The following is a 20,267-nucleotide window of genomic DNA, read 5'->3' as shown; positions in this document are numbered from 1 at the left end:
GCAACAAGTGAGGGTTACTCAAAGAAGAACTCTACCCAATACTAACGTAATTGCTGCCTACCAAGCTTAAGTCTCTCTTTTTCACTCGGGATTGTACAATTATTGGTTCACCAAAATTAACGAAATATTTAGATGAATGTGGGGTAAGGTTATTGAATAGCCATTTCGCTGAAATGCCTGGCGAAGAGGGTAAGAGCAAGATTATCCCTCTAGAGCAAGCCGTTAGACAATATATAAAGCCTGGTATGGATTTGCATTTTGCCTTTGCTCATTCGAGAGCTCATGCTGTAGCTATGGAAATCGTACGACAGTTTCGGCAACAGCCTATGCATTTAACGCTAACAGCGACGGGAATATTGGAATACGGAATTATGCTATCGTGGGCTGGGCTTGTTGACAAAATGATTGCGGGGTTTATTGGGGATACTTACCCGTCGCCTGCGCCAAATCGTTTTCTTCAACAGGCTTTTAAAGATAATAAGATCGACTATGAATGTTGGACGAACCTGACGGCTACTTTAGGGCTGTTGGCTGGGGCGCTGCATTTACCATATATTGCTACGAATTCTTTGCTTGGGAGTGGACTGTTGCATGAAAATCCTGAGTCCTTCAGGGTAGTGACTGATCCTTTCTCAGGTAAAGAAACTGCCGTGGTACGCGCTTTAAACCCTGACTTGGCCATTGTTCACGGGTTAGTGGCAGATGCGTATGGTAATACGGTCATTGGTCCCCCTTTTGGTGAAAATATGTGGGGAGCTTACGCTGCCAAACAGGGTGTTATCGTTACAGTAGAAAAGATTGTATCAACCTCTGAAATCCGCAAACTCAGTAATTACGTAAAGGTTCCAGGTCATCTGGTTAAAAGTGTCTCCGTAGTCCTTTTTGGGGCGCACCCTCAAGGGATGTCTGTTGAAGGTATACCCACTTTACAGGATCTTGGCTATAGCGAGGATTATGAAATGCGTCATCAGTTTAGGGCAGCTGCTTCTAGTGCCGAAACGCTTGATTTATGGATGCGAGAATGGGTAATGACTACGACACAACAGTCGTATTTAGAAAAGGTGGGTCATCGTAGGCTGGAAAAATTACGCTATGCGCTGAAGAATAATGAGGCTCCTGCGGATGCTGCTATAGCTACAAATAGGCCTGACATTAATGATGAGGAACCCATAATCAAAAGTGAATTTCTGATGATTAACGCAGCCCGGGTAATTCTGAAAAAAGTTTCTTCTGGTGCTTTTCCCACTCTACTAGCAGGTATAGGGACAGCCCATTTAGCAAGCTGGCTAGCAAAATATCTTGACAAAGAATGCACTTCTCAGTGGGAATTGCTCACTGAAACGGGATTTTACGGTTACTATCCTCAATTAGGTGATCCATATATCTTCAACTACGCCAATATTCCGACGAGTAAAATGCAAACCAACTTTCTGGATGTTCTGGGTTGCATCGTGGGGAGTGATGGCACTCAGTGTCTTGGCCTTCTCGGTGCGGCTCAGGTTGATCAGTTTGGTAATTTCAATTCGACCAAGATTCCCGAGAAGAATCTCTTCTTGACGAGTGGCGGTGGATCAAATGATGTCGCTTCGACTGCAGGTGAAGTAATCATTGTTATTACGCATTCTCCGAAGCGTTTAGTTGATGGGGTTTCATTTGTTACGGGTAACGGGGACAGAGTTCGGGTAATTGTTACGGACAAAGCGATTATGCAGCGTAGTAGTGCAGACGAAACGTTTAAATTAATGGGTTGTTTTGTCCCAGAGGGAAAAAGCTTGGATACGGCTATTCAAGAGGCGCAAGAGACATGTGGATGGGATTTGGAGATTAGTGATAAGGTCATGGTGTTGCCTCCTCCTTCTCGCGAAGAACTGGAGTGTCTACGGGCTATAGACCCGGAAGGAGATATCAGAAAATAAAACGGTAGGACCTGCAGTATTTTTGGCCAGCGCTGTGAACCGGTGTAGAAGTTAATACCGATTGAAAGCTGAGGTTAAGGAAATGAATGACGTAGTCATTGTCGGCGCCGCTAGAACGGCTATTGGGACAATAGGAGGTTCTCTTAAAGACATTCCACCCCAGGAATTGGGTGCTGTTGTGATTCGAGAAGTGATTAGGAGAGCGGGCATGAACGCTGAAGCAGTGGAGGAAGTAATTATGGGCTGGTCACGCCAGACCACAGAGGCTTCTAATATTGCCAGGGTATCTGCGCTCTTAGCAGGAATCTCTGAGACGGCGGCTGCCTTCACAGTTCATAGGCAATGTGCCTCAGGCCTGCAAGCCATCAGTAACGGAGCCCAGCAAATTCAGACAGGGCGGGCTCACGTAATAGTTGCAGGTGGGACTGAGAGTCTAAGCCGGGCACCTTATTACATGAAAAATGCGCGTTTCGGTTACAGAGCAGGGGATGGAGTTCTCGTTGATTCCCTAACGGAAGCAGGACCAGGCAGCCAACCTCAATCCATCTATGGTGCAATCTCGATGGGGGACACAGCAGAGAATGTTGCTGAACAGTTCGAAGTGTCTCGGGCAGACCAGGATGCTTTCGCCTTTCAGAGCCAGCAACGGTATTTAAAGGCGTTTACAGAGGGCAAGTTTAGGGATGAAATCGTGCCTGTAGAAGTAAAGACCCGTAAGGAAACACGTATTTTCGATACAGACGAACAGCCACGGGAAACAAGCCTGGAGAAATTAGCGACTTTAAAATCGCCCTTTCGTAAAAACGGATCCGTTACGGCCGGCAACTCCTGTGGTCGTAACGATGCAGCAGCGGCAGTAGTTCTCATGTCTGAAGCTAAGGCCCGGGAGCTTTCCATTAAGCCTTTGGCCCGTATTATTACCGATGCAGTGGTGGGCGTACCTCCACAAATCATGGGAATCGGTCCTGTCCCAGCAGTATACAAGGCTTTGAAACAAGCCAATTTGACACTGGATGATATCGACCTGATTGAACTCAATGAGGCCTTTGCAGCCCAGTCTCTCGTTGTAATTCGCGAATTAGGCTTGGATGTAAACAAAGTGAATGTTAATGGTGGCGCTATTGCTCTGGGTCATCCCGTCGGGGCCACTGGGACCCGCATAATGACCACTCTTCTGTACGAAATGCGTCGTCGTCATGCGTGCTACGGAATAGCAACGCTTTGTATCGGCGGTGGGCAGGGCATGGCTACTATAATAGAAGCGCTTTATTGAAGCATTGAAGGGATAGGGTTGCTTTGGCGATTTATGAGTTTGAAGGATGTAAGCCCTTGATCGGAAAGGGTAGTTTTATTCACCCTGAAGCAACAATTATTGGCGACGTTATCTTGGGTGAAGGCTGTTATGTAGGCCCAGGGGCCTGTATAAGAGCTGATTGGGGAAAGATTATTATAGGACCAGAGTCCAACATTCAGGACAATTGTGTTATTCACGTATACCCCGGGGAAACTGCACGATTAGGGCCTCGAAGCCATATTGGACATGGAGCAATTCTGCATACGCCAAATTTAGAGGAGCATGTGGTCGTTGGAATGGGAGCAATTATCCTGGATCATAGCAAAATTGGTGAGGGGTGCTGTATCGGGGCAGGTGCAGTGGTCACGGAAAACAGCGTGATTCCGCCATACACATTGGTTGTCGGAGTACCTGCCAAAATAATGGGCAATGTAAATGAAACCATGCAAAAAAGACTTGAGCGAGGAACCGCTCATTATATTGAATTAGCATCGCGCTCTAATGAAAGATTAAAAGAGCTGACAAAGGAAACGCGTTGAGCGGAAAAAGAAAGAACTTTTTTGACTCCTATGATGGAAATGAAACATCTATCATAGGGGTCTTTGTATGACGGGCCCTTCCCCAACCGTCAAACTGTATCAAGTCTTTGAATTGAGAAAATAATAAAGTGGTCGGTATAGGGAGGGGCTAAGTGCCCCTCCCTATACCGACTCAAAAAGATAAGAAGTTTTTCACTTAGAAGGAAGGGAAAGCATCTCTGCCGAAATTATTTAGTTAACTTCATATAACATTGGACTTTGTTTACCAACGGAGCGGGACACTAAATATTCTTATTCCTTAGAGGAAGGGCGGAAGGAAGAGTTTGAGCCATAAAGAAAAGGATTCGCATGAATGGCGAATGGGGTATACTACAGGAAGCTGTGCTGCCGGGGCGACAAAGGCTGCCTGTCTTGTGTTAAAAGATGACCAGCTGAAATTAACGGTTGAAATACCGCTACCGAGTGGGGAACGCTTAAACCTTCCTCTTAAATGGGCGGAAAAGGAGAGCTCCTGGGGCAAAGCGGGGATAATTAAAGATGCCGGAGATGATCCAGATGTGACCCATGGTTTAGAGATCCAGGCTTTCATCAGAGTTCTCTCCGATCAAGGTGTGATCCATATCCGTGGAGGAAAAGGAGTAGGTGTCGTCACCAAAAAAGGGCTCCAAGTGCCCGTGGGCGAAAGCGCGATCAATCCGGTTCCCCAACTGATGATTCGGAAAGCGGTTCGCGAAGTATTTCCTGAAGAAGAAATCGAAGTGGTCATCGAAGTTCCAGAGGGAGAACGCATCGCTCAGAAGACTCTGAATCCAAGGCTGGGGATCGTCAGAGGTATCTCAATCTTAGGAACTACGGGAATCGTGCGGCCCATGTCCGAAGAAGCGTTTAAGAATTCGATTTTGCCTGAGTTAGATCAAGCCATCGCTTATGGGCATCAGACGATCATTTTGACGCCAGGTCATTATGGTTTTAGAACAGCAACCGAGCAATTAAGGATTCCAGCGGAAGCAGTCATTCAAATGAGTAACTTTGTAGGGTTTCTTCTGGAGGAGGCAGCCTATCGCAAGATCGAAAACGTAATTCTGTTGGGACACATTGGTAAGCTCATAAAAGTTGCGGGTGGGATATTTCATACACACAACCACGTCGCGGATGCGCGAATGGAGATTCTAGTGGCTCATGCTGCGCTTCATGGGGTTCCACTGGATCAGTTAAAGAGCATTGCTGAATTTCCGACGGCTGAGGGAGCAGCAACGGAACTCATTTCCTGGGGCGAACAAAGCTTAATGCATGAGCTTGCTTCTTTGGCGAGCCAGCGTGCGATGGACCATGTGCAGGGTCGGTTGAAAGTTGGTACGGTACTGACCTTATTAGATGGAAGTTTCATTGGTTGGGATAAAGCAGCTCATCAATGGATTCAGGAAAGATGGAAGTGGCCTGCAAAATATTGATCAGAAAATTACTTCAATTTATTCTATAAATTGAGAGGATTTTTACGCATGCCCTAGAATTAATCAGTACGAGAATTAAATGAATATGAGAAGTCAAGGTTCCTCTTTGGAGGATGAATAGGGAAGTCGGTGCGATTCCGACGCGGTCCCGCCACTGTAAAACAAGGAGTTTCTTTCGATATACCCACTGGGAAACCGGGAAGGGGAAAGGAACAAAGACTTGAAGCCAGGAGACCTGCCTTGAACATTCACTCAACCTACGAGCGATAGGTGATGTGTTTACTGTGCGTAAGCCATAAACCATAAACTATGATGAGTCGGTCGAGACTCATCTTTTTTTATACTAACAGAAAGTATAAGTTTGGGGCAGATAGCATAAGTGCAACTAAGGCTTCCGCCTGCGCCAGAGGCTTGGCGCAAGCCAAGTTTTCTTTATACTAACAGAAAGTATAAGTTTGGGGCAGATAGCATAAGTGCAACCAGCGGTTTTCGCTTTCGCAAGCTCGGCGAAAGCCGGGTTTTCTTTATTTTCCATTACTTTAGAATATTTGAATATGGAAATAACTTGAATTAGGATACTTAAATAAGGATATATGAAATCTAATTCGGGCAGATGTTTTGAACTGTGGAGGTTGAGGGATGATAAAAGTTATAGGAATTGGCCCAGGAAACAGGGCGTGGTTACCACCTGCTATTGATGAAATTGTCGCGTCATGCGAAGTGTTATTTGGAGGAAAACGCGCGCTCGAACTTTTTCCAGATTTCAATGGACCAAGCGATACTTTATCCGGTAAATTAAGCGATAGTGTCCACAAAATACGTTTAGCTTTAGCTGAGAAAAAGCAGGTAGGCGTCTTGGTGTCCGGGGATCCTGGATTTTATAGTTTTCTTCCGATGCTGAAGCGGGAGTTTCCGGAGACGCAAATTATAGTCTATCCAGGAATCAGTTCAATGCAGTTCGCTTTTGCACGAGCTGGGATGCCCTGGCAAGAAGCCGAATTTTTCAGCGTCCATGGTCGGCCGCTGAGCCGATTGCCGTTAACGTTTCAGAAACCTTTAGCGATTCTGACGGGAGGGGAAAATACCCCCCAAGAGATTGCTGCTTATTATAAGGAGCATGGGCTAAGCTTGAAAATATCTGTGGGAAATCTATTAAGCTATCCAGAAGAAGAGTGGTATACCACCGACGTGCAAACGCTAGCACAAGAGAAGAAAGCATATAACCATGCGGTCGTAATACTCTATCCATCCTCAGTAAAAAACGAGGAAAATCTAACAGAGAATAAATCCGCGGATATTCGGGAGGAAGTTCAGGTTTCAGAAAATTGGAGCTTGGGAATCCCTGATGAGGAGTTTATTCGGGGGAAGGTTCCCCTCACGAAAGCGGAAATTCGGGTTCAGGTTCTCGCTAAAGCGAAGATTAGAGAAACCGATAAAATCTTGGATGTGGGGGCAGGGACAGGCAGCTTGAGTATTGAGGCAGCCCGGTTAGCCCGCCGAGGACTGATTTTTGCAGTGGAAGAAGACAGCGAGGCCCAGGAACTGATTTTATTAAACCAAGCAAAATTCGGGATTACTAACCTGCAACTCATCAGGGGTACAGCTCCTCAGACCTTTGAAAGAATCCCACAAGTCGATGTGTGCCTGATTGGGGGAAGTAACGGTCGACTCAAAGAAATCTTAGAAAAGGCCCCTCTTCGGTCAGGCGGAAGACTTGTTTTAACTGCGGTTACTCTGGAGACGGTGGGGCGGGGGCTAGAACTTCTAAAGGAGCAAGCTTACGAGGAAATCGATGTTATCTCAATCCAGGCTGTTCGCTGGAAGGGGATTAAGGATTTCCATATGGCTCAAGCCATGAACCCTGTGTTCATTATTAGCGCAAGGAAAAAGTAGAGTAAAACGTAGCTTTTCGCGCATCCGTTCACTCGCTTCCGAGGCAGCTCTGCCAACCCTTCTGCTTACTGCAAGTGCGTCGCTCCTGCGCGTCCATGCGCCCGCGACATCAGGCCCTCCATGGCCAAGCCCTCGGCGACGCTGTCCTACGGAAGCTTCGTTCGTCTCAACGCCCCTCCGAAGAAATCGTTCACTCGTACGCGAAAAGCTACAATTCCGGATCCTTACCCAAGTAATGCTTCGAAGCGAGTTACGATTACAGTAAGCGAGGACTATATGTCGAGCAGAAACCAAGCTTGGTCAAAACTGCGCTTACTTAAGCGGGACGAGTCACACGACGTGACTCGCCGACAGTGAGCCAAGGATGGCGAATTTGGAGGGTATCCCGCAGCTTTAATTTAGCAGTTATGCCTTAGCTTGGTCTGCGAGCGTCAGTTCGAGCGTCTGTAACGTAACTCCGCTTGCAAAATCCCACAGCAGAAGGAGAGAAAACGCATGACAATAAAAGGAAAGTTTTATGGAATTGGAGTTGGACCGGGGGATCCTCAACTCATCACTTTAAAAGCGGTTGAGGTGCTTAAACATGTTGATAGTGTTGCCGTGCCGAAATCCCGAATGGATCGAGAAAGTGTGGCTTGGGAGATTGCAAAAGTTCACTGCCCTCTGAATATTCGGTTGATGGAATTGGAAATGCCAATGACGTCTGATGAAGAGGTTCTCCAGGCGGCTTGGCAAAATGCAGCCACACAGATTCTAGATGTTCTGCATACTGGAAAATCCGTAGCTTTTTTAACCTTGGGAGATCCCTCTCTCTATAGTACATATACCTATCTTTTAAACCTATTGAAAAAAGAGCTTACCCCGGGACAAATTGAAACCGTTCCGGGAATCATGGCTATGGCTGCTGCAGCGGCTAAGGTGAATCAGCCCCTAGCTACCGGCGATGAACCGCTTCTTGTCTTGCCGGGGATTGAAGGGGTGGATAAATATCCGGAAATCCCGAATCTGGTCGTGATGAAGGTCTCACGCAACTTACCTGAGGTTCTTCGGAACCTTCGTGAAAGTGGAGGAAGAGCGGTTTTGGCAACTCGAGTCGGGCAAGTAGGGGAAGAGATCCGCGAACTGACGGAGCAGGAAGAAATGGGGAAAGTGGATTATTTGAGCTTAGTGCTGATCAATAGATAAGTGTGAGCTGAAGAGATGAACTGAATCTGTATTGGAGGAGAGAGTTATGGTTGAAAATAATAAAGGCCAAGTCATTTTCATTGGAGCAGGCCCCGGCGATCCGGAACTGCTAACGCTCAAGGGCAAGAGAATCCTTGAAACGGCTGATCGGGTGATCTATGCGGGTTCCCTTGTCAATCCGGAGATTCTGAACTATTGTCGGGACGGAATTCCATTGTATGATAGTGCAGGTTTAACCTTGGAAGATACCCTCCGCTTAATGGTTGAAGGGGTAGAACAAGGGGAAACCGTAGTTAGGCTGCACACGGGGGATCCCAGTGTTTACGGAGCGATCCAGGAACAGATGGAACCTCTCGAGGAACGCGGAATTACTTACTCCGTTATTCCCGGGGTGAGCTCAGTTTTCGCAGCAGCAGCCTCGGTGAAAAAGGAGTTTACCCTTCCTGAAGTTAGTCAGACCGTAATTTTGACGCGTTTGGCTGGGCGTACCCCCGTACCCGAAAGGGAAAGCTTGTCTGAACTCGCTAAGCATCAAGCAAGCATGGCGATTTTCCTGAGTGTGCAAGATATGGGCCGTGTAGTTCAGGAATTGCTGACGGGTTATGCGCCAGAAACGCCTGTAGCAGTGGTTTACAGAGCAAGCTGGGAGGATGAACAGAAAGTTTTCGGAACTCTGGCGACGATCGAAGAGAAGGTTAAGCAGGCTGGAATCAGGAAACAGGCTCAGATTTTAGTAGGGGATTTTCTCAATCCTCATGAAGGATTACGATCTAAACTCTATGACCCTGAATTTACGCATGAATACCGAATGGGGCAGAAGGTATGAAGCCTGAAGCAAGATTAAGGGGTCAAAGTGCTGTCATCGTGCTCACAGATCAGGGTTTGGCAACGGGCGAAAGGATCCTCAGAAGTTTGCGCGAAGGGCAATGTAGTTTTCAGATAGAGGAATCAGAACCTTCGCTTGTTTCTCAGACAGAGCGATCAGAGCTTTGGGTTCATCGGAAATGCCATGTTTCCGAAAGCGGTGAGGAAGAGTATCATACTTTTGAACGGTTGGCGGGGATTCTACCGGATTTATGGACGACGTCCTCTTTACTTATCTTTGTAATGGCGACAGGAATTGTGGTCCGGCAGATTTCCCCTTTCCTTCAAAGTAAGGATCGTGATCCAGCAGTCCTCGTCCTCGATGAAAAAGGACAATTCGTGATCTCCTTGCTCTCTGGTCATCTTGGAGGGGCCAATGCTTGGGCCAGTGAGATCGCCTATCGGATTAATGCCCAACCGGTGATTACGACAGCGACTGATGTTCAAGGCCTGATTGCCCCCGATGAATATGCTCGCAGGCTAGGGTGGATGGTTGAGCCAGTCGAAGGCTTAAAAAATGTAAACCGTTGTCTTCTAGATACAGGGCGTCTTAAGGTTTGGTCGGAGGTCAGCTTGTCCCCGGAGCATCCGTTACGGAAGGATGAACATTACATCTTTGTCAGCGAGGATGAAAAAGAAGATGCTCCGGTTTGGGTGACTCCTTTCCTGATATCTTCCACGAGTGCAGCTAAAACGGTAAACAAGGAAAAGATGAATTTGCCGTGGATTACATTAGTCCCGAGAATCCTGAGTATTGGGATAGGAAGTCGGCGGGGAATTAGCAAAGAACTTATTTTAGAAGCAATCCAGGAGGCTCTGACGGAAATTGGCGCTTCCGAGAAGAGTATCTTCGGGATGTTCAGTATTGATATAAAGCAGCAGGAAGTCGGGATGATTGAAGCGGCACGTGAGTTGGGTGTACCGTTTCGAACCTTTGCAGCAACTGAAATACAGTCTATCGTAGAGCAGCAGGAATTGTCCCGGTCAGAGTATGTAAAAGATAAGATTGGAGTGGATGGGGTATGCGAAGCAGCCAGTCTATTGGGGACGAGGCAAGGGAAGCTGATTCTTCCCAAACAGAAACGGAAAGGTGTCACGGTCGCAATCAGTATGGAAAGATTTTTGTCGTAGGGATTGGACCGGGAAGTCCTGAACATATGTCGGTACGTGCTCAAAAAGTTTGGGAGGAAGTCGATATCGTCGCTGGCTATATCACGTACATAAACCTTGTGCGTCCCTTGATTGGGGATAAGACAGTGGTAGCTACAGGTATGCGTCAGGAAATTGATCGTTGCCGGGAAGTTGTGAAGTTAGCCCAGGATGGACATTCGGTCGCTCTGGTCAGCAGCGGCGACGCTGGGATTTACGGAATGGCTGGGATTTTGATTGAATGTTTGCAAGAAGCGGAGTGCTTAGATCTGCCCTTGGAGATTATACCGGGTGTGACAGCGGCTAATGCCGCGGCTTCCCAGTTGGGAGCACCGCTAATGCATGATTTTGCCGTGATTAGCTTAAGCGATCTTCTTACTCCTTGGAAAGTGATTCTTAAACGGGCTCGTTTGGCAGCTGAAGGAGATTTTGTGCTGGCGATCTATAACCCGAAAAGCAAGGGACGTCAAGGGCAGATTGAAGAGATCCGCAAGCTCCTATTGGAGATTCGTTCACCTGAGACTCCAGTGGGGATCGTTCGCGAAGCACTACGGGGAGAGTCACCGCAAGTTACAATCTCAACGTTGGATAAGTTCACGAGTCTACCGATTGATATGTTGACTACAGTGATTGTCGGAAGTTCGCAGACGCGAGTCATCGGCCCCTATATGGTTACACCGCGAGGATATGTTCTATGAACCTCTTGGTTCTCGCCGGAACAGAGGATGGGCGATGCTTAGCGAGCGAACTCGAGTCCCATGGACATCAGGTTTGGGTTTCGACTTTAACGGAGTACGGAGCGCAGATTGCCGAAGCTCAAGGTCTGCATACTCGTCACGGGGCATTGGATGAAGCAGGACTTTTTAATCTATTTGAGCAAAATTCAATTACGGGCTTGATTGATGCGACCCATCCTTATGCCGAAAAAATCCACGAACTTGCCCGTAGGGTGAGTAAGGAGGCTGAAATTCCCTATTTTCGTTGGGAAAGGCCTAAGATTTCAAGTGAAGATTCTCCACTCATCCATTGGGCGGCCGGATTAGAGGAAGCGGGTAAGTTGGCCTGCCACTTGGGGCAGCGAATTTTCTTGAGTACGGGGAGCAAGAATTTAAAAGATTGGTTGGAAGTACAGGGGTTTAAGAAGCGAGAAATTTTCGTACGAGTCTTGCCGAAGGCTGAAGTGTTACGTCAGTGTGAAGCTCTCGGATTTAAACCGTACCAGATCATTGCTGCCCAGGGACCTTTTAGCCAACGCTTTAATGAAGCGCTTTGGGAGCAACTTAAAATTGATGTCGTTATCACCAAGGAGAGCGGTCAGGTCGGAGGAACGGAAGAAAAGATTAAGGCCTGTCTTAAATTAGAGATCCCGATCATAGTTTTAGAGCGCCCCCAAAGTGAGAAATTAGAACCTGTGGAAACAATAGAGGAATTTTTGCAAAGGGTGGAGGAGTTTAAATGAATACAGAAATTATACTTCTCGGGCATGGAAGCCGGCGGAAGGAAGCCAATGAAAGTTTACTGGAAGTTGGCCAGAAAGTGAGCGAAATCTTAGACCGTGAGGTTACACCAGCGTTTATGGCTCACTGGGAACCGAGTCTGCCAGAAACCGTTGAGGCGAAAGTTACGGCGGGTGCCCAGAAAATTATCATCATGCCTTTATTCCTTTTTCGAGGAATGCATGTGACAGTGGATATCCATGAGGAAGTTCGTGAAATTCAGGAAAAATACCCGGAAGTGGAGATTGTCTTTACATCTGAACTGGGTGCGGATGATTCAATTGCCTTCTTAGCGAGTTTGCGGATCAAGGAGGCTTTAGGGGTATGAATAATTTCTTAACGGATCCGGCCCAAATCGAACGCGATAGCATGTCCTTCATCCATCAAAATCTGCAACGGGTGTGGAACGCACAAGAGCTAAAAGTCGTAGAGCGGTTGATTCACACGAGCGGAGATTTAGGGCTGGAGCCTGCGATCGCTATTCATGAACGCGCTATCGAAGTAGGACTTCACGCTTTGAATCAAGGGGCTTCAGTGATTACCGATGTGGAAATGGTACGGGCAGGCATTGCCAAAAAGGCCCTAGCAGAATTAGGCGGGAGCGCGGAATGTTTTTTAGGGGATCCACGTATTCCCCAAAAAGCGGCTGAATGGGGGCTTACCCGGACGATGACTGCTCTCCGGCTGAATAAAGAACGTTTGCGGGGAGCGATTGTTGCCGTAGGTAATGCACCGACTGCCTTGATCGAGGTATTGGAGCTTGCCCAAGATCCGGAATACCGTCCGGCCTTGATTATCGGGATTCCTGTGGGCTTTGTCGGAGCGAAGGAATCGAAGGATCTGCTTTGGCAAAAACAGGAGTTTCCCTCGATAACGGTTTTGGGAACCCGTGGTGGGAGCCCGCTTGCGGCAACGGTTGTGAATGCGTTGATTTACTTGGCTGTCGGGCGGACGCTGTAGGGTTGTGCAGTAGGTTTTGCAAGCGGAGTTACGTTACAGACGCTTGGACGTACGCTCGCAGACCAAGCTAAGGGTATAACTGCTTGATGCAAGCTGCGGGATCCCCTCCCAATTCGCCGCGCAGAGCTGCTATGCCGTCCATGGCGCACTCTGCACTAGGCACGTCCTGTGCCGTCGCCTTGGCTCACAGTCGGCGAGCCACATCGTGTGACTCGTCCCGCTAAAGGAAGCGCAGTTTTGCCCAAGCTTGGTATCTGCTCGCGTAGAGTCCTCGCTTACTGTAATCGTAACTCGCTTCGAAGAGTGGACTGGGCAAAGACCCGAAAGCTACATTACTGGCTCTTCAACGCTATAACCATAGCGGCTTATAGGAATAACTGACATCTTGGAGGTGATTAATCATGAATAATGAAGCCATAGAAGCTGATTACCAGCAACCGCTAAAGCCAGGTCGTGCAGCTCGTCTGATGGTTCAAGGGACGTCTTCAAATGTGGGCAAAAGCGTTTTAGCGGCGGCCTTCTGCCGGATTTTCTATCAGGAAGGGTATCAGGTTAGTCCCTTTAAAGCCCAGAATATGGCCCTCAACTCTTTCATCACAATCTCAGGCGGAGAAATGGGCCGGGCCCAGGTTGTCCAAGCTCAAGCAGCTGGGGTAGAACCTGATGTGCGGATGAACCCCATTCTCCTCAAACCGACTGGTCATACGGGTTCTCAAGTCGTGATCATGGGGAAATCGCAGGGGATGATGTCTGCTCTGAGCTACCACGGGGAATATCAGAGAAAGACCTGGCCAGTGGTACAAGAGGCCCTTCATGCTCTTCTGCAGGAAAATGAAGTCGTTATTATTGAAGGCGCGGGAAGCCCAGCGGAAGTCAATCTTAAACAGAATGATATTGTTAATATGAGGGTTGCGCTTGAGGGACAAGTTCCGGTGCTTTTAGTTGCGGATATTGATCGGGGCGGAGCTCTTGCTGCAGTTGTTGGTACCTTGGAATTGTTAGAGCCGGAAGAACGACTGATGGTTCGCGGGATTATTCTTAACAAGTTCCGTGGGGAACTCGCACTTCTTCAGCCTGCACTTGACTTTTTAGAACAAAAGACTGGGATTCCGGTAGTTGGAGTGGTCCCTTATTTTAATCACTTTCGAATTCCTGAGGAAGATTCAGTTGTGCTGGAGGAACTGGGGACTCAGGGAGAAAAGGTCGACAAAAGTGGAGCTAATGAACCCCGGTTAGATATTGCGGTCATTCGCCTGCCTTATCTTTCAAACTTCACGGATTTTGATCCTTTAGAAGATGAGCCAGATGTGGCTTTACGTTATGTGAAAAGCGTTGAAGAATGGGGAAATCCGGATTTAGTCATTGTTCCGGGGAGTAAAAATACGTTGGCTGATCTCCGTTTTCTCTGGGAGAATGGGTTGGCGGAAAAACTCCAAGGCTCCTGGAAAGACGAAGTTCCTCTGATTGGGATTTGCGGCGGCTATCAAATGCTAGGGCGGGTCGTTCGGGATCCTCTGCATACGGAGTCAGAGCTTGAGGAAATTGAGGGCTTGGGAATTTTACCCCTCGAGACAGAGTTCGCATTGGCAAAGCATACCGTTCAGAGCCGAGGAACCGTGCTCGCAGGGCCCCTTTTTCTCCAAAAATGTCTGGGCGAGGCGATCCAGGGCTACGAAATTCATATGGGCCGTTCCTTTGTTGAGGGGGATACACTTTTCGAGATTCAGGGTCAGGATACAACCTATGGAGATGGTGTCCAGGCTGGAAGTGCTATCGGAACGTATTTGCATGGGCTTTTTGATAATGATTCTTTACGAACAGCCTTGCTTGAGTGGCTCTGGGAAAGAAGACGAGAGAAACGTTCGGTTACGAGCTCTCCCTCGCAGGCTGCAATTCGGGAACAGGCGTTTAATGAGCTCGCCGAGCTTGTTCGCAAGAGTGTTGACATGGAAAAGATTCGTCAAATCATGGGACTTGAAAGTGAGTGTTTGGCGTGATCACTCCCGCACCTTTGACCTACCTCTTCGGTTTTGTCTTGGACCAGATCATAGGGGATCCTCGAGGATGGCCGCATCCTGTTGTTGAGATGGGAAAAGTCATTTCCTGGGCGGAGAAACATTTGAATCAAGGAACACGTCAATTTCGGCATCTCAGCGGAGCGTTGCTTACAATTTTTCTTGTAAGTATTAGTTGGCTCTTGACAGCGGGAATTATGGGGGGGGCAACTCGAATTCATCCTCTGCTAGGAATTGGGTTAGAAGTCGTGCTTTTTGCTTCCACTCTCGCCAGCAAGTCCCTGTTAGATGCCGGTAAAACGGTCCTGGCGCCATTGCGGCAAGGCAATCTTCCCGAAGCACGCCAGAAACTGGGGTGGTTTGTCAGCCGAGATACTCGTAACCTTTCCGAGGCGGAGATAGTCCGAGGAACGGTGGAGACTTTAGCGGAGAATTTTGTGGATGGAATTCTGTCTCCCCTTTTTTACATGACTATTGGCGGAGCACCCCTGGCGATGGCCTTTAAGGCTGTGAGCACACTCGATTCAATGATTGGGTATCGGAATGAACGTTATCACGATTTTGGTTGGTTTGCGGCACGCACGGATGACTTGGCCAACTATATTCCCGCCAGACTTGCGGTAGGAATTCTGCTTTTAACGGGAGGGTTGAAAAGATTGCCCGTCCGCCACGCTTATCAGATCTGGAAACGGGATGCCAAGGCTCACCCGAGCCCGAACGGTGGAAACCCGGAAAGCATTGTCGCAGGATTACTGGGAGTCCGTTTAGGGGGAATCAATATCTATCACGGGAAATCTCACCACCGAGCAGAGATGGGGGATCCCTTGCATGAATTAACCTGGAGAGATATTTTGGTTTGTGAAAGCCTAGTCCGATGGGCTACTTGGCTTGCTTGTGGGATATTCTGGGGAGTTCTCGTAGCTCTTAATTCAGTGATATAAGTTAAACACACATTATGCCTTTAGAGTTTGGCGGAGAGGAGGGGTGAATCATGAATATTCCACGTGTCGTGATTGCCGGAACCCATAGTGGAGTGGGCAAGACAACTTTGGCGACAGGAATTATGTCCGTCTTAACTAGCCGGAAACATCCTGTGCAAGGTTATAAAATCGGGCCCGATTATATCGATCCCACGTTCCATGCCTTAGCCACGGGTAGACCCTCGCGCAACCTAGATCGTTGGCTGCTTGGAGAACACCTCACTTCTGTTTTCGCTCGGACGGCGGCAAATCAATGGGCTGTCATCGAGGGAGTGATGGGGCTTTTTGATGGCATGTCCGGAACGCAGGGCTTCGGAAGTACTGCCGATGTGGCGAAACAACTGCAGGCGCCGGTGATCCTGGTGATCGATGCCATCAATATGTCTCGTAGTGTGGCCGCCTTGGTTCAGGGGTTTTGTACCTTTGACCCGCAGGTGAAGATTCGTGGGGTCATCTTGAACCGGGTTAAATCCAATGCTCAAGAGGAATTATTGAGAGAAGCGATGGCTGAGATTAATGTTCCTGTTTTGGGAGCCGTCCCTAAGGAAGAGTCCTTACATCTTCCAGAGCGGCATTTAGGGTTAGTCCCCTCCCAGGAACGGAAATTTCAAGAAACCTTTTGGGAAGATCTTAACCGTGTGATAACAGCCTACCTTGATCTTGAACAACTGGAACAGGTGATGTTGCAGGCAGAAGATTTTTCTGATGAATCCATCAACAATTCTGTAAATAAGCTTCAAACTAGAAAAGCAGTGGAAAATAAAAATCCTTTCCTCGGAAAAACAGGGGTAGAAGTCCAAGATTTTCGTCCTCGCTTGGGGATTGCCTCGGACGAAGCCTTTACGTTCTATTATCAAGACGCTTTGGAAAAGGCGGAAGAGTTAGGATTTGTGCTCGTTCCCTTCAGCCCCTTACACGATTCAGTCCTGCCTGAGGATTTAGCAGGAATTTTCCTCGGCGGAGGTTTTCCTGAACTGCATCTTGAGCAGTTGAGCCAAAATCAGACCTTTATCCAATCCTTGGCTGAGCTTGCGCGTGAAGGTAAAGGAATTTATGCTGAATGTGGCGGCTATATGTATCTAAGTCAAGCGATTACCGATTTCGAAGGTAGACGTTTTCCGATGGCTTCGTTAATTCCTGAAGAGGCTGAGATGATGTCCCGGTTGCAAGGAATGGGTTATCGGTCTGGGGTTATGACTCGAGATAACTTTTTGGGCCAGGCGGGGACAACGGTACATGGACATGAATTTCACTATTCACGGGTTCAATTCAAGGGGAAATCTGAAGCTGAAGATCACTCTGCCTGGCAGTTGTTTAAAGCAGGACAGCTTAAGCAGATGGAAGGATATGCCCGACAAAATATTTTTGGATCTTATCTTCATATCAACTTTGCAGGCCATCCTGAACTCTTGGATCACTGGAAGAACTGGATTCAGGACAGAGGAGTTCGACGATGATTCGGGTGTATACGGGAGAGGGCAAAGGAAAAACAACTTCGGCAATCGGTCAGGCTTTAATCGCTTCTTCCCGTGGAGCGAAAATTCTGATCCTCCAATTTCTCAAAGGAAGCACTTATATGGGAGAACTCTATGGCTTAAACCGCCTGGGGATACCCCTTGTACAATTTGGTGTCGGGTGCAAATGGGCAGGGATGATTCGTACGGGTCTTAGACATTGTACTGGGTGCGGAGAATGTTTCCGGAAGAATCGTGATCCTGAGTTCGCACTTCCACTAGTACGGGAAGGTTTAACCTTTTTAAAGGAGCAGGTCCAAAGTTCTCACTACGAAATGATTATTCTAGATGAAGTCAGTCATGCGCTAAACCGTGGGTTCTTACCATCAGATGAACTCCGAAGCATCCTTCAATCTGCTCCTGCAATCGACTGGATCTTAACGGGGCGAAATTTTCCGCAGGAATGGTTAGGGGAGGTCGATGAGTGGTGGGAACTGAAAGCGGTGAAACATCCCTTTCAAGAAGGTATTCGGAGTCGCAGGGGGATTGAATATTAATGAGTTCTTATTATGGTCGAGCCCGTTGCCCAGGTACCTGTGGAGAGTGGATTCAAGGAGCAAAAGAGGGGACCCCTTTTCTGATTGATTGCCCGGTTGATCGCTATGTCGAAGTCGAAACACGCTGTGTTAGGCTTCCCCAGAAAGCGGGAAAGAGGGGCTCATGGCAGTTACCTGCTCATAAAAGGAAAACCGAAAAAGCTTTAGCCCTTCTGGCTGAACGATTTGACTTCAAGTGTGAGGGCAGGGTGAATTTCTGTTCTGAGCTTCCAGTAGGTAAAGGCATGGCAAGCTCAACGGCCGATCTTTCAGCAGTAATGGCAGCAGCACTCAGTTCCTTGGGAATATCTTGGGAACCTGTAGATCTGGCTCGTATCGCCTTAGCGATCGAACCCTCTGATCCGGTGATGTTTCCCGGCCTTACAGAATTCGCGCATCAGGATGGAAAATACATTCGGAAAATCGGAGCCAATGTGCCAGCGCAACTGTTGGTTCTCGATTGGGGAGGAACACTTGATACTCAATCTTTTAATGCCCGCTCTGAGCTGAATGTTCATTATCGAAAAAATGAAGGAAGGATTCAGAAGGCTTTAACCATTTTCGATGAGGGCATAGCTCATTCCGATTTAGAGAAACTGGCTTATGCCGGGACAATCAGTGCCCAGTGTAATCAAGAGATCAATCCCAAGCCTTATGCCGCAGAACTCCTTCATTTGGTGCAACAGATTGGCGGCTTAGGGATGATTACCGCTCACAGTGGGACTTTACTGGCAGGGGTCTTCCCTCCAAACCTATCGGTGCTCCAGAAAAAGGAGATTTTAGAAAACATTCGTTTCCACTTTAATCCGGTCAATATCGAATGGATGGAAACGCGCAATGGTGGGATTCAAAGCTTCTCAACCGAGGGCGAGTGGGAAGACACAAAGCTGGAACAAAAAGGGGGGGATACGAATGCATGGGGGCAACTTACGCGCAGCTCAGGAGAGATACGGTAGAGAAAAATTTATCGATCTATCGGCTAATATCAATCCTTTTGGACCGCCAGCAGGTGTTTGGCAGTGTCTAAAAAGAGCTTTACCCGAAATCACGCATTATCCCGATCCAGAATACAAGCGTCTTACTTCAAAATTAGCCCAGCAATTCGAACTCTCACCCGAGCAAATTTTGGTCGGAAATGGGGCAGGAGAACTTCTTTTTAGTCTGACGCTAGCTTTGCAGCCAAAAAGAGTATTGATTCCTGTACCCAGCTTCGGTGAATATCAGCGCGCAGCCCAGGCTGTAAATGCAGAAATACGCTATTTAACTTTAGGCGTTCAAGGATGGAATAGCTTACCCGGTGTGGAAACATCTGAAGAACGCGAAGAATTTATATCATTATGGCAAAATGCTCTGACCGGCTGTGATCTAGTCTATCTTAATTCACCTCATAATCCGACGGGTAGTTTAATGGGGCCAGAACAATTTAAGCTGATCCTTCAAATCGCGGAAACGTTAAACTGTTGGGTTTTCTTTGATGAGTCTTTCTATGAGTTTTTGAGTGAGAATCATCGTTGGACAGCTAAAACCTTTCTTCAGGAGCATCATCAACTGGTTGTCCTATATTCGATGACCAAGTTTTTTTCCTTACCGGGGATTCGGTTGGGGGCACTTTTTGCTCACCCTGAAACCCTAGATTACGTACGAAAGTTTAGAGATCCCTGGTCTGTCAATGTATTGGCCGAAGAAGCGGGAAGAGAGGTATTAAGGGATTCTGCCTTTCCCGATGAAGTTCGTCAGAAGTTGAACGAGAGCAGGGACTTTTTCTATAATCAGTTTCAGAATGCTTCATTGGCACATTTAACTTTACATTCAACATTTGTCAACTTTGCCTTGATCGAAGTGCAGGATCGGACTGCGGCCGAAGTTGTGGAGAAACTAGGGGCACTGGGGATTCTGGTCCGTAATTGTGATAACTTCCAAGGGCTGGAGGGTCAGTATATTCGGGTGGCCATCAAGGATAAGTTGAGTATGCAGCAATTGATCGAAGGTCTACAGACTGTGTTTAGCCTTTAAGGTATCAGAAGGGAGGAGATTGAGAGAACGGCCTACCAGAATATTTCTAAAGAGGGCGAATAAATGGATAAATTCTAGGAACAGGTGATATCTGTTTAGAGGAGTGGATACCATGAATTATGAGAATAACGACCGCATCAAAGGTGGAATTCTCGGGGTGATCGTGGGGGATGCGTTGGGATTACCTGCAGTCCTGCAGTCCGCTAATTTTAAGGAGACCTTGCTTAAAGCCGTTAATCTTGGCGAAGATGCAGACACGGTCGGGGCAGTTACGGGGGATGCACAAAGGATGGGAAAAGGTGTTGATCAACTTATGAGGTCAATGCATTTTCCTTTTTTAGTATTTATGTTTGAGTTCGAATATGCACAAGTCTCGGAAAATTATAGAATTTTTAAATAAAGGCTTATATAAAGATTGACAATTAGAATTAAAATAAATAAAATGTAAGTGTAATACTAAAT

Annotated in this window: 19 protein-coding genes and 1 riboswitch; all 19 genes read left to right on the top strand. The window is 47.5% G+C overall.

Annotated features, from left to right (window positions below; all coding sequences use genetic code 11):
* Nucleotides 1-152 precede the first annotated feature (152 nt).
* The 19 genes from VM640_RS04065 (at nucleotide 153) to VM640_RS03975 (ending at nucleotide 20,205) form a co-directional block, all read left to right on the top strand.
* Nucleotides 153-1,916, top strand: a complete 1,764-nt coding sequence (locus VM640_RS04065; protein ID WP_325390139.1) for a CoA-transferase — start codon at nucleotides 153-155, stop codon at nucleotides 1,914-1,916.
* Between the two features lie 61 nt (nucleotides 1,917-1,977).
* Nucleotides 1,978-3,189: a thiolase family protein gene (locus VM640_RS04060; RefSeq protein ID WP_325390138.1), complete on the top strand. Its 1,212-nt coding sequence runs from the start codon at nucleotides 1,978-1,980 to the stop codon at nucleotides 3,187-3,189.
* Nucleotides 3,190-3,212: 23 nt separating this feature from the next.
* Nucleotides 3,213-3,749 carry a gamma carbonic anhydrase family protein gene (locus VM640_RS04055; RefSeq protein WP_325390137.1) on the top strand — a complete coding sequence of 179 codons (537 nt, stop codon included), beginning with the start codon at nucleotides 3,213-3,215 and terminating at the stop codon, nucleotides 3,747-3,749.
* A 359-nt stretch (nucleotides 3,750-4,108) separates the two neighbouring features.
* Nucleotides 4,109-5,200, top strand: coding sequence for a cobalt-precorrin-5B (C(1))-methyltransferase CbiD (gene cbiD / locus VM640_RS04050; RefSeq protein WP_325390156.1), 1,092 nt, complete (start codon nucleotides 4,109-4,111; stop codon nucleotides 5,198-5,200).
* A 79-nt stretch (nucleotides 5,201-5,279) separates the two neighbouring features.
* Nucleotides 5,280-5,457: riboswitch (cobalamin riboswitch) on the top strand.
* 382 nt (nucleotides 5,458-5,839) lie between these two features.
* Entirely contained in the window at nucleotides 5,840-7,093 is a 1,254-nt protein-coding gene (gene cbiE / locus VM640_RS04045) for a precorrin-6y C5,15-methyltransferase (decarboxylating) subunit CbiE (protein ID WP_325390136.1), read from the top strand.
* Nucleotides 7,094-7,588: 495 nt separating this feature from the next.
* Complete coding sequence (gene cobI, locus VM640_RS04040; RefSeq protein WP_325390135.1) at nucleotides 7,589-8,278, top strand: precorrin-2 C(20)-methyltransferase; 690 nt, start codon at nucleotides 7,589-7,591, stop codon at nucleotides 8,276-8,278.
* Between the two features lie 46 nt (nucleotides 8,279-8,324).
* On the top strand, nucleotides 8,325-9,104 hold the full coding sequence (cobM, locus tag VM640_RS04035; protein ID WP_325390134.1) for a precorrin-4 C(11)-methyltransferase: 780 nt from the start codon (nucleotides 8,325-8,327) through the stop codon (nucleotides 9,102-9,104).
* Nucleotides 9,101-10,273 carry a cobalt-precorrin 5A hydrolase gene (locus VM640_RS04030; protein WP_325390133.1) on the top strand — a complete coding sequence of 391 codons (1,173 nt, stop codon included), beginning with the start codon at nucleotides 9,101-9,103 and terminating at the stop codon, nucleotides 10,271-10,273. Before cobM ends, VM640_RS04030 begins: the two co-directional genes overlap by 4 nt.
* Nucleotides 10,274-10,299: 26 nt before the next feature.
* Nucleotides 10,300-10,989, top strand: a complete 690-nt coding sequence (gene cobJ / locus VM640_RS04025; RefSeq protein WP_325390132.1) for a precorrin-3B C(17)-methyltransferase — start codon at nucleotides 10,300-10,302, stop codon at nucleotides 10,987-10,989.
* Nucleotides 10,986-11,750, top strand: coding sequence for a precorrin-6A reductase (gene cobK, locus VM640_RS04020; RefSeq protein WP_325390131.1), 765 nt, complete (start codon nucleotides 10,986-10,988; stop codon nucleotides 11,748-11,750). The genes cobJ and cobK overlap by 4 nt, the downstream gene beginning before the upstream one ends.
* Nucleotides 11,747-12,115, top strand: coding sequence for a sirohydrochlorin chelatase (locus tag VM640_RS04015; RefSeq protein ID WP_325390130.1), 369 nt, complete (start codon nucleotides 11,747-11,749; stop codon nucleotides 12,113-12,115). Before cobK ends, VM640_RS04015 begins: the two co-directional genes overlap by 4 nt.
* Nucleotides 12,112-12,747 carry a precorrin-8X methylmutase gene (locus VM640_RS04010; protein WP_325390129.1) on the top strand — a complete coding sequence of 212 codons (636 nt, stop codon included), beginning with the start codon at nucleotides 12,112-12,114 and terminating at the stop codon, nucleotides 12,745-12,747. Before VM640_RS04015 ends, VM640_RS04010 begins: the two co-directional genes overlap by 4 nt.
* Before the next feature lie 401 nt (nucleotides 12,748-13,148).
* Nucleotides 13,149-14,744, top strand: a complete 1,596-nt coding sequence (locus tag VM640_RS04005) for a cobyric acid synthase (protein WP_325390128.1) — start codon at nucleotides 13,149-13,151, stop codon at nucleotides 14,742-14,744.
* On the top strand, nucleotides 14,732-15,703 hold the full coding sequence (cbiB, locus tag VM640_RS04000; protein WP_325390127.1) for an adenosylcobinamide-phosphate synthase CbiB: 972 nt from the start codon (nucleotides 14,732-14,734) through the stop codon (nucleotides 15,701-15,703). Before VM640_RS04005 ends, cbiB begins: the two co-directional genes overlap by 13 nt.
* A 50-nt stretch (nucleotides 15,704-15,753) precedes the next feature.
* Nucleotides 15,754-17,199: a cobyrinic acid a,c-diamide synthase CobB gene (locus VM640_RS03995; RefSeq protein ID WP_325390126.1), complete on the top strand. Its 1,446-nt coding sequence runs from the start codon at nucleotides 15,754-15,756 to the stop codon at nucleotides 17,197-17,199.
* Nucleotides 17,196-17,753 (top strand): cob(I)yrinic acid a,c-diamide adenosyltransferase, encoded by a 558-nt coding sequence (locus VM640_RS03990; protein ID WP_325390125.1) that lies wholly within the window; start codon nucleotides 17,196-17,198, stop codon nucleotides 17,751-17,753. Before VM640_RS03995 ends, VM640_RS03990 begins: the two co-directional genes overlap by 4 nt.
* Nucleotides 17,753-18,748, top strand: coding sequence for a GHMP family kinase ATP-binding protein (locus VM640_RS03985; protein ID WP_325390124.1), 996 nt, complete (start codon nucleotides 17,753-17,755; stop codon nucleotides 18,746-18,748). The genes VM640_RS03990 and VM640_RS03985 overlap by 1 nt, the downstream gene beginning before the upstream one ends.
* Complete coding sequence (locus VM640_RS03980; RefSeq protein WP_325390123.1) at nucleotides 18,705-19,805, top strand: pyridoxal phosphate-dependent aminotransferase; 1,101 nt, start codon at nucleotides 18,705-18,707, stop codon at nucleotides 19,803-19,805. Before VM640_RS03985 ends, VM640_RS03980 begins: the two co-directional genes overlap by 44 nt.
* A gap of 112 nt (nucleotides 19,806-19,917) precedes the next feature.
* Nucleotides 19,918-20,205 (top strand): hypothetical protein, encoded by a 288-nt coding sequence (locus VM640_RS03975; protein WP_325390122.1) that lies wholly within the window; start codon nucleotides 19,918-19,920, stop codon nucleotides 20,203-20,205.
* The last annotated feature ends 62 nt before the right edge of the window (nucleotides 20,206-20,267 follow it).

This window comes from Desulfitobacterium sp. (genome assembly GCF_035539115.1).
Lineage (GTDB): Bacteria > Bacillota > Desulfitobacteriia > Desulfitobacteriales > Desulfitobacteriaceae > Desulfitobacterium_A.
The sequence above is the reverse complement of the archived record's forward strand: the minus strand, read 5'-3'. Positions and strand labels throughout refer to the sequence as shown.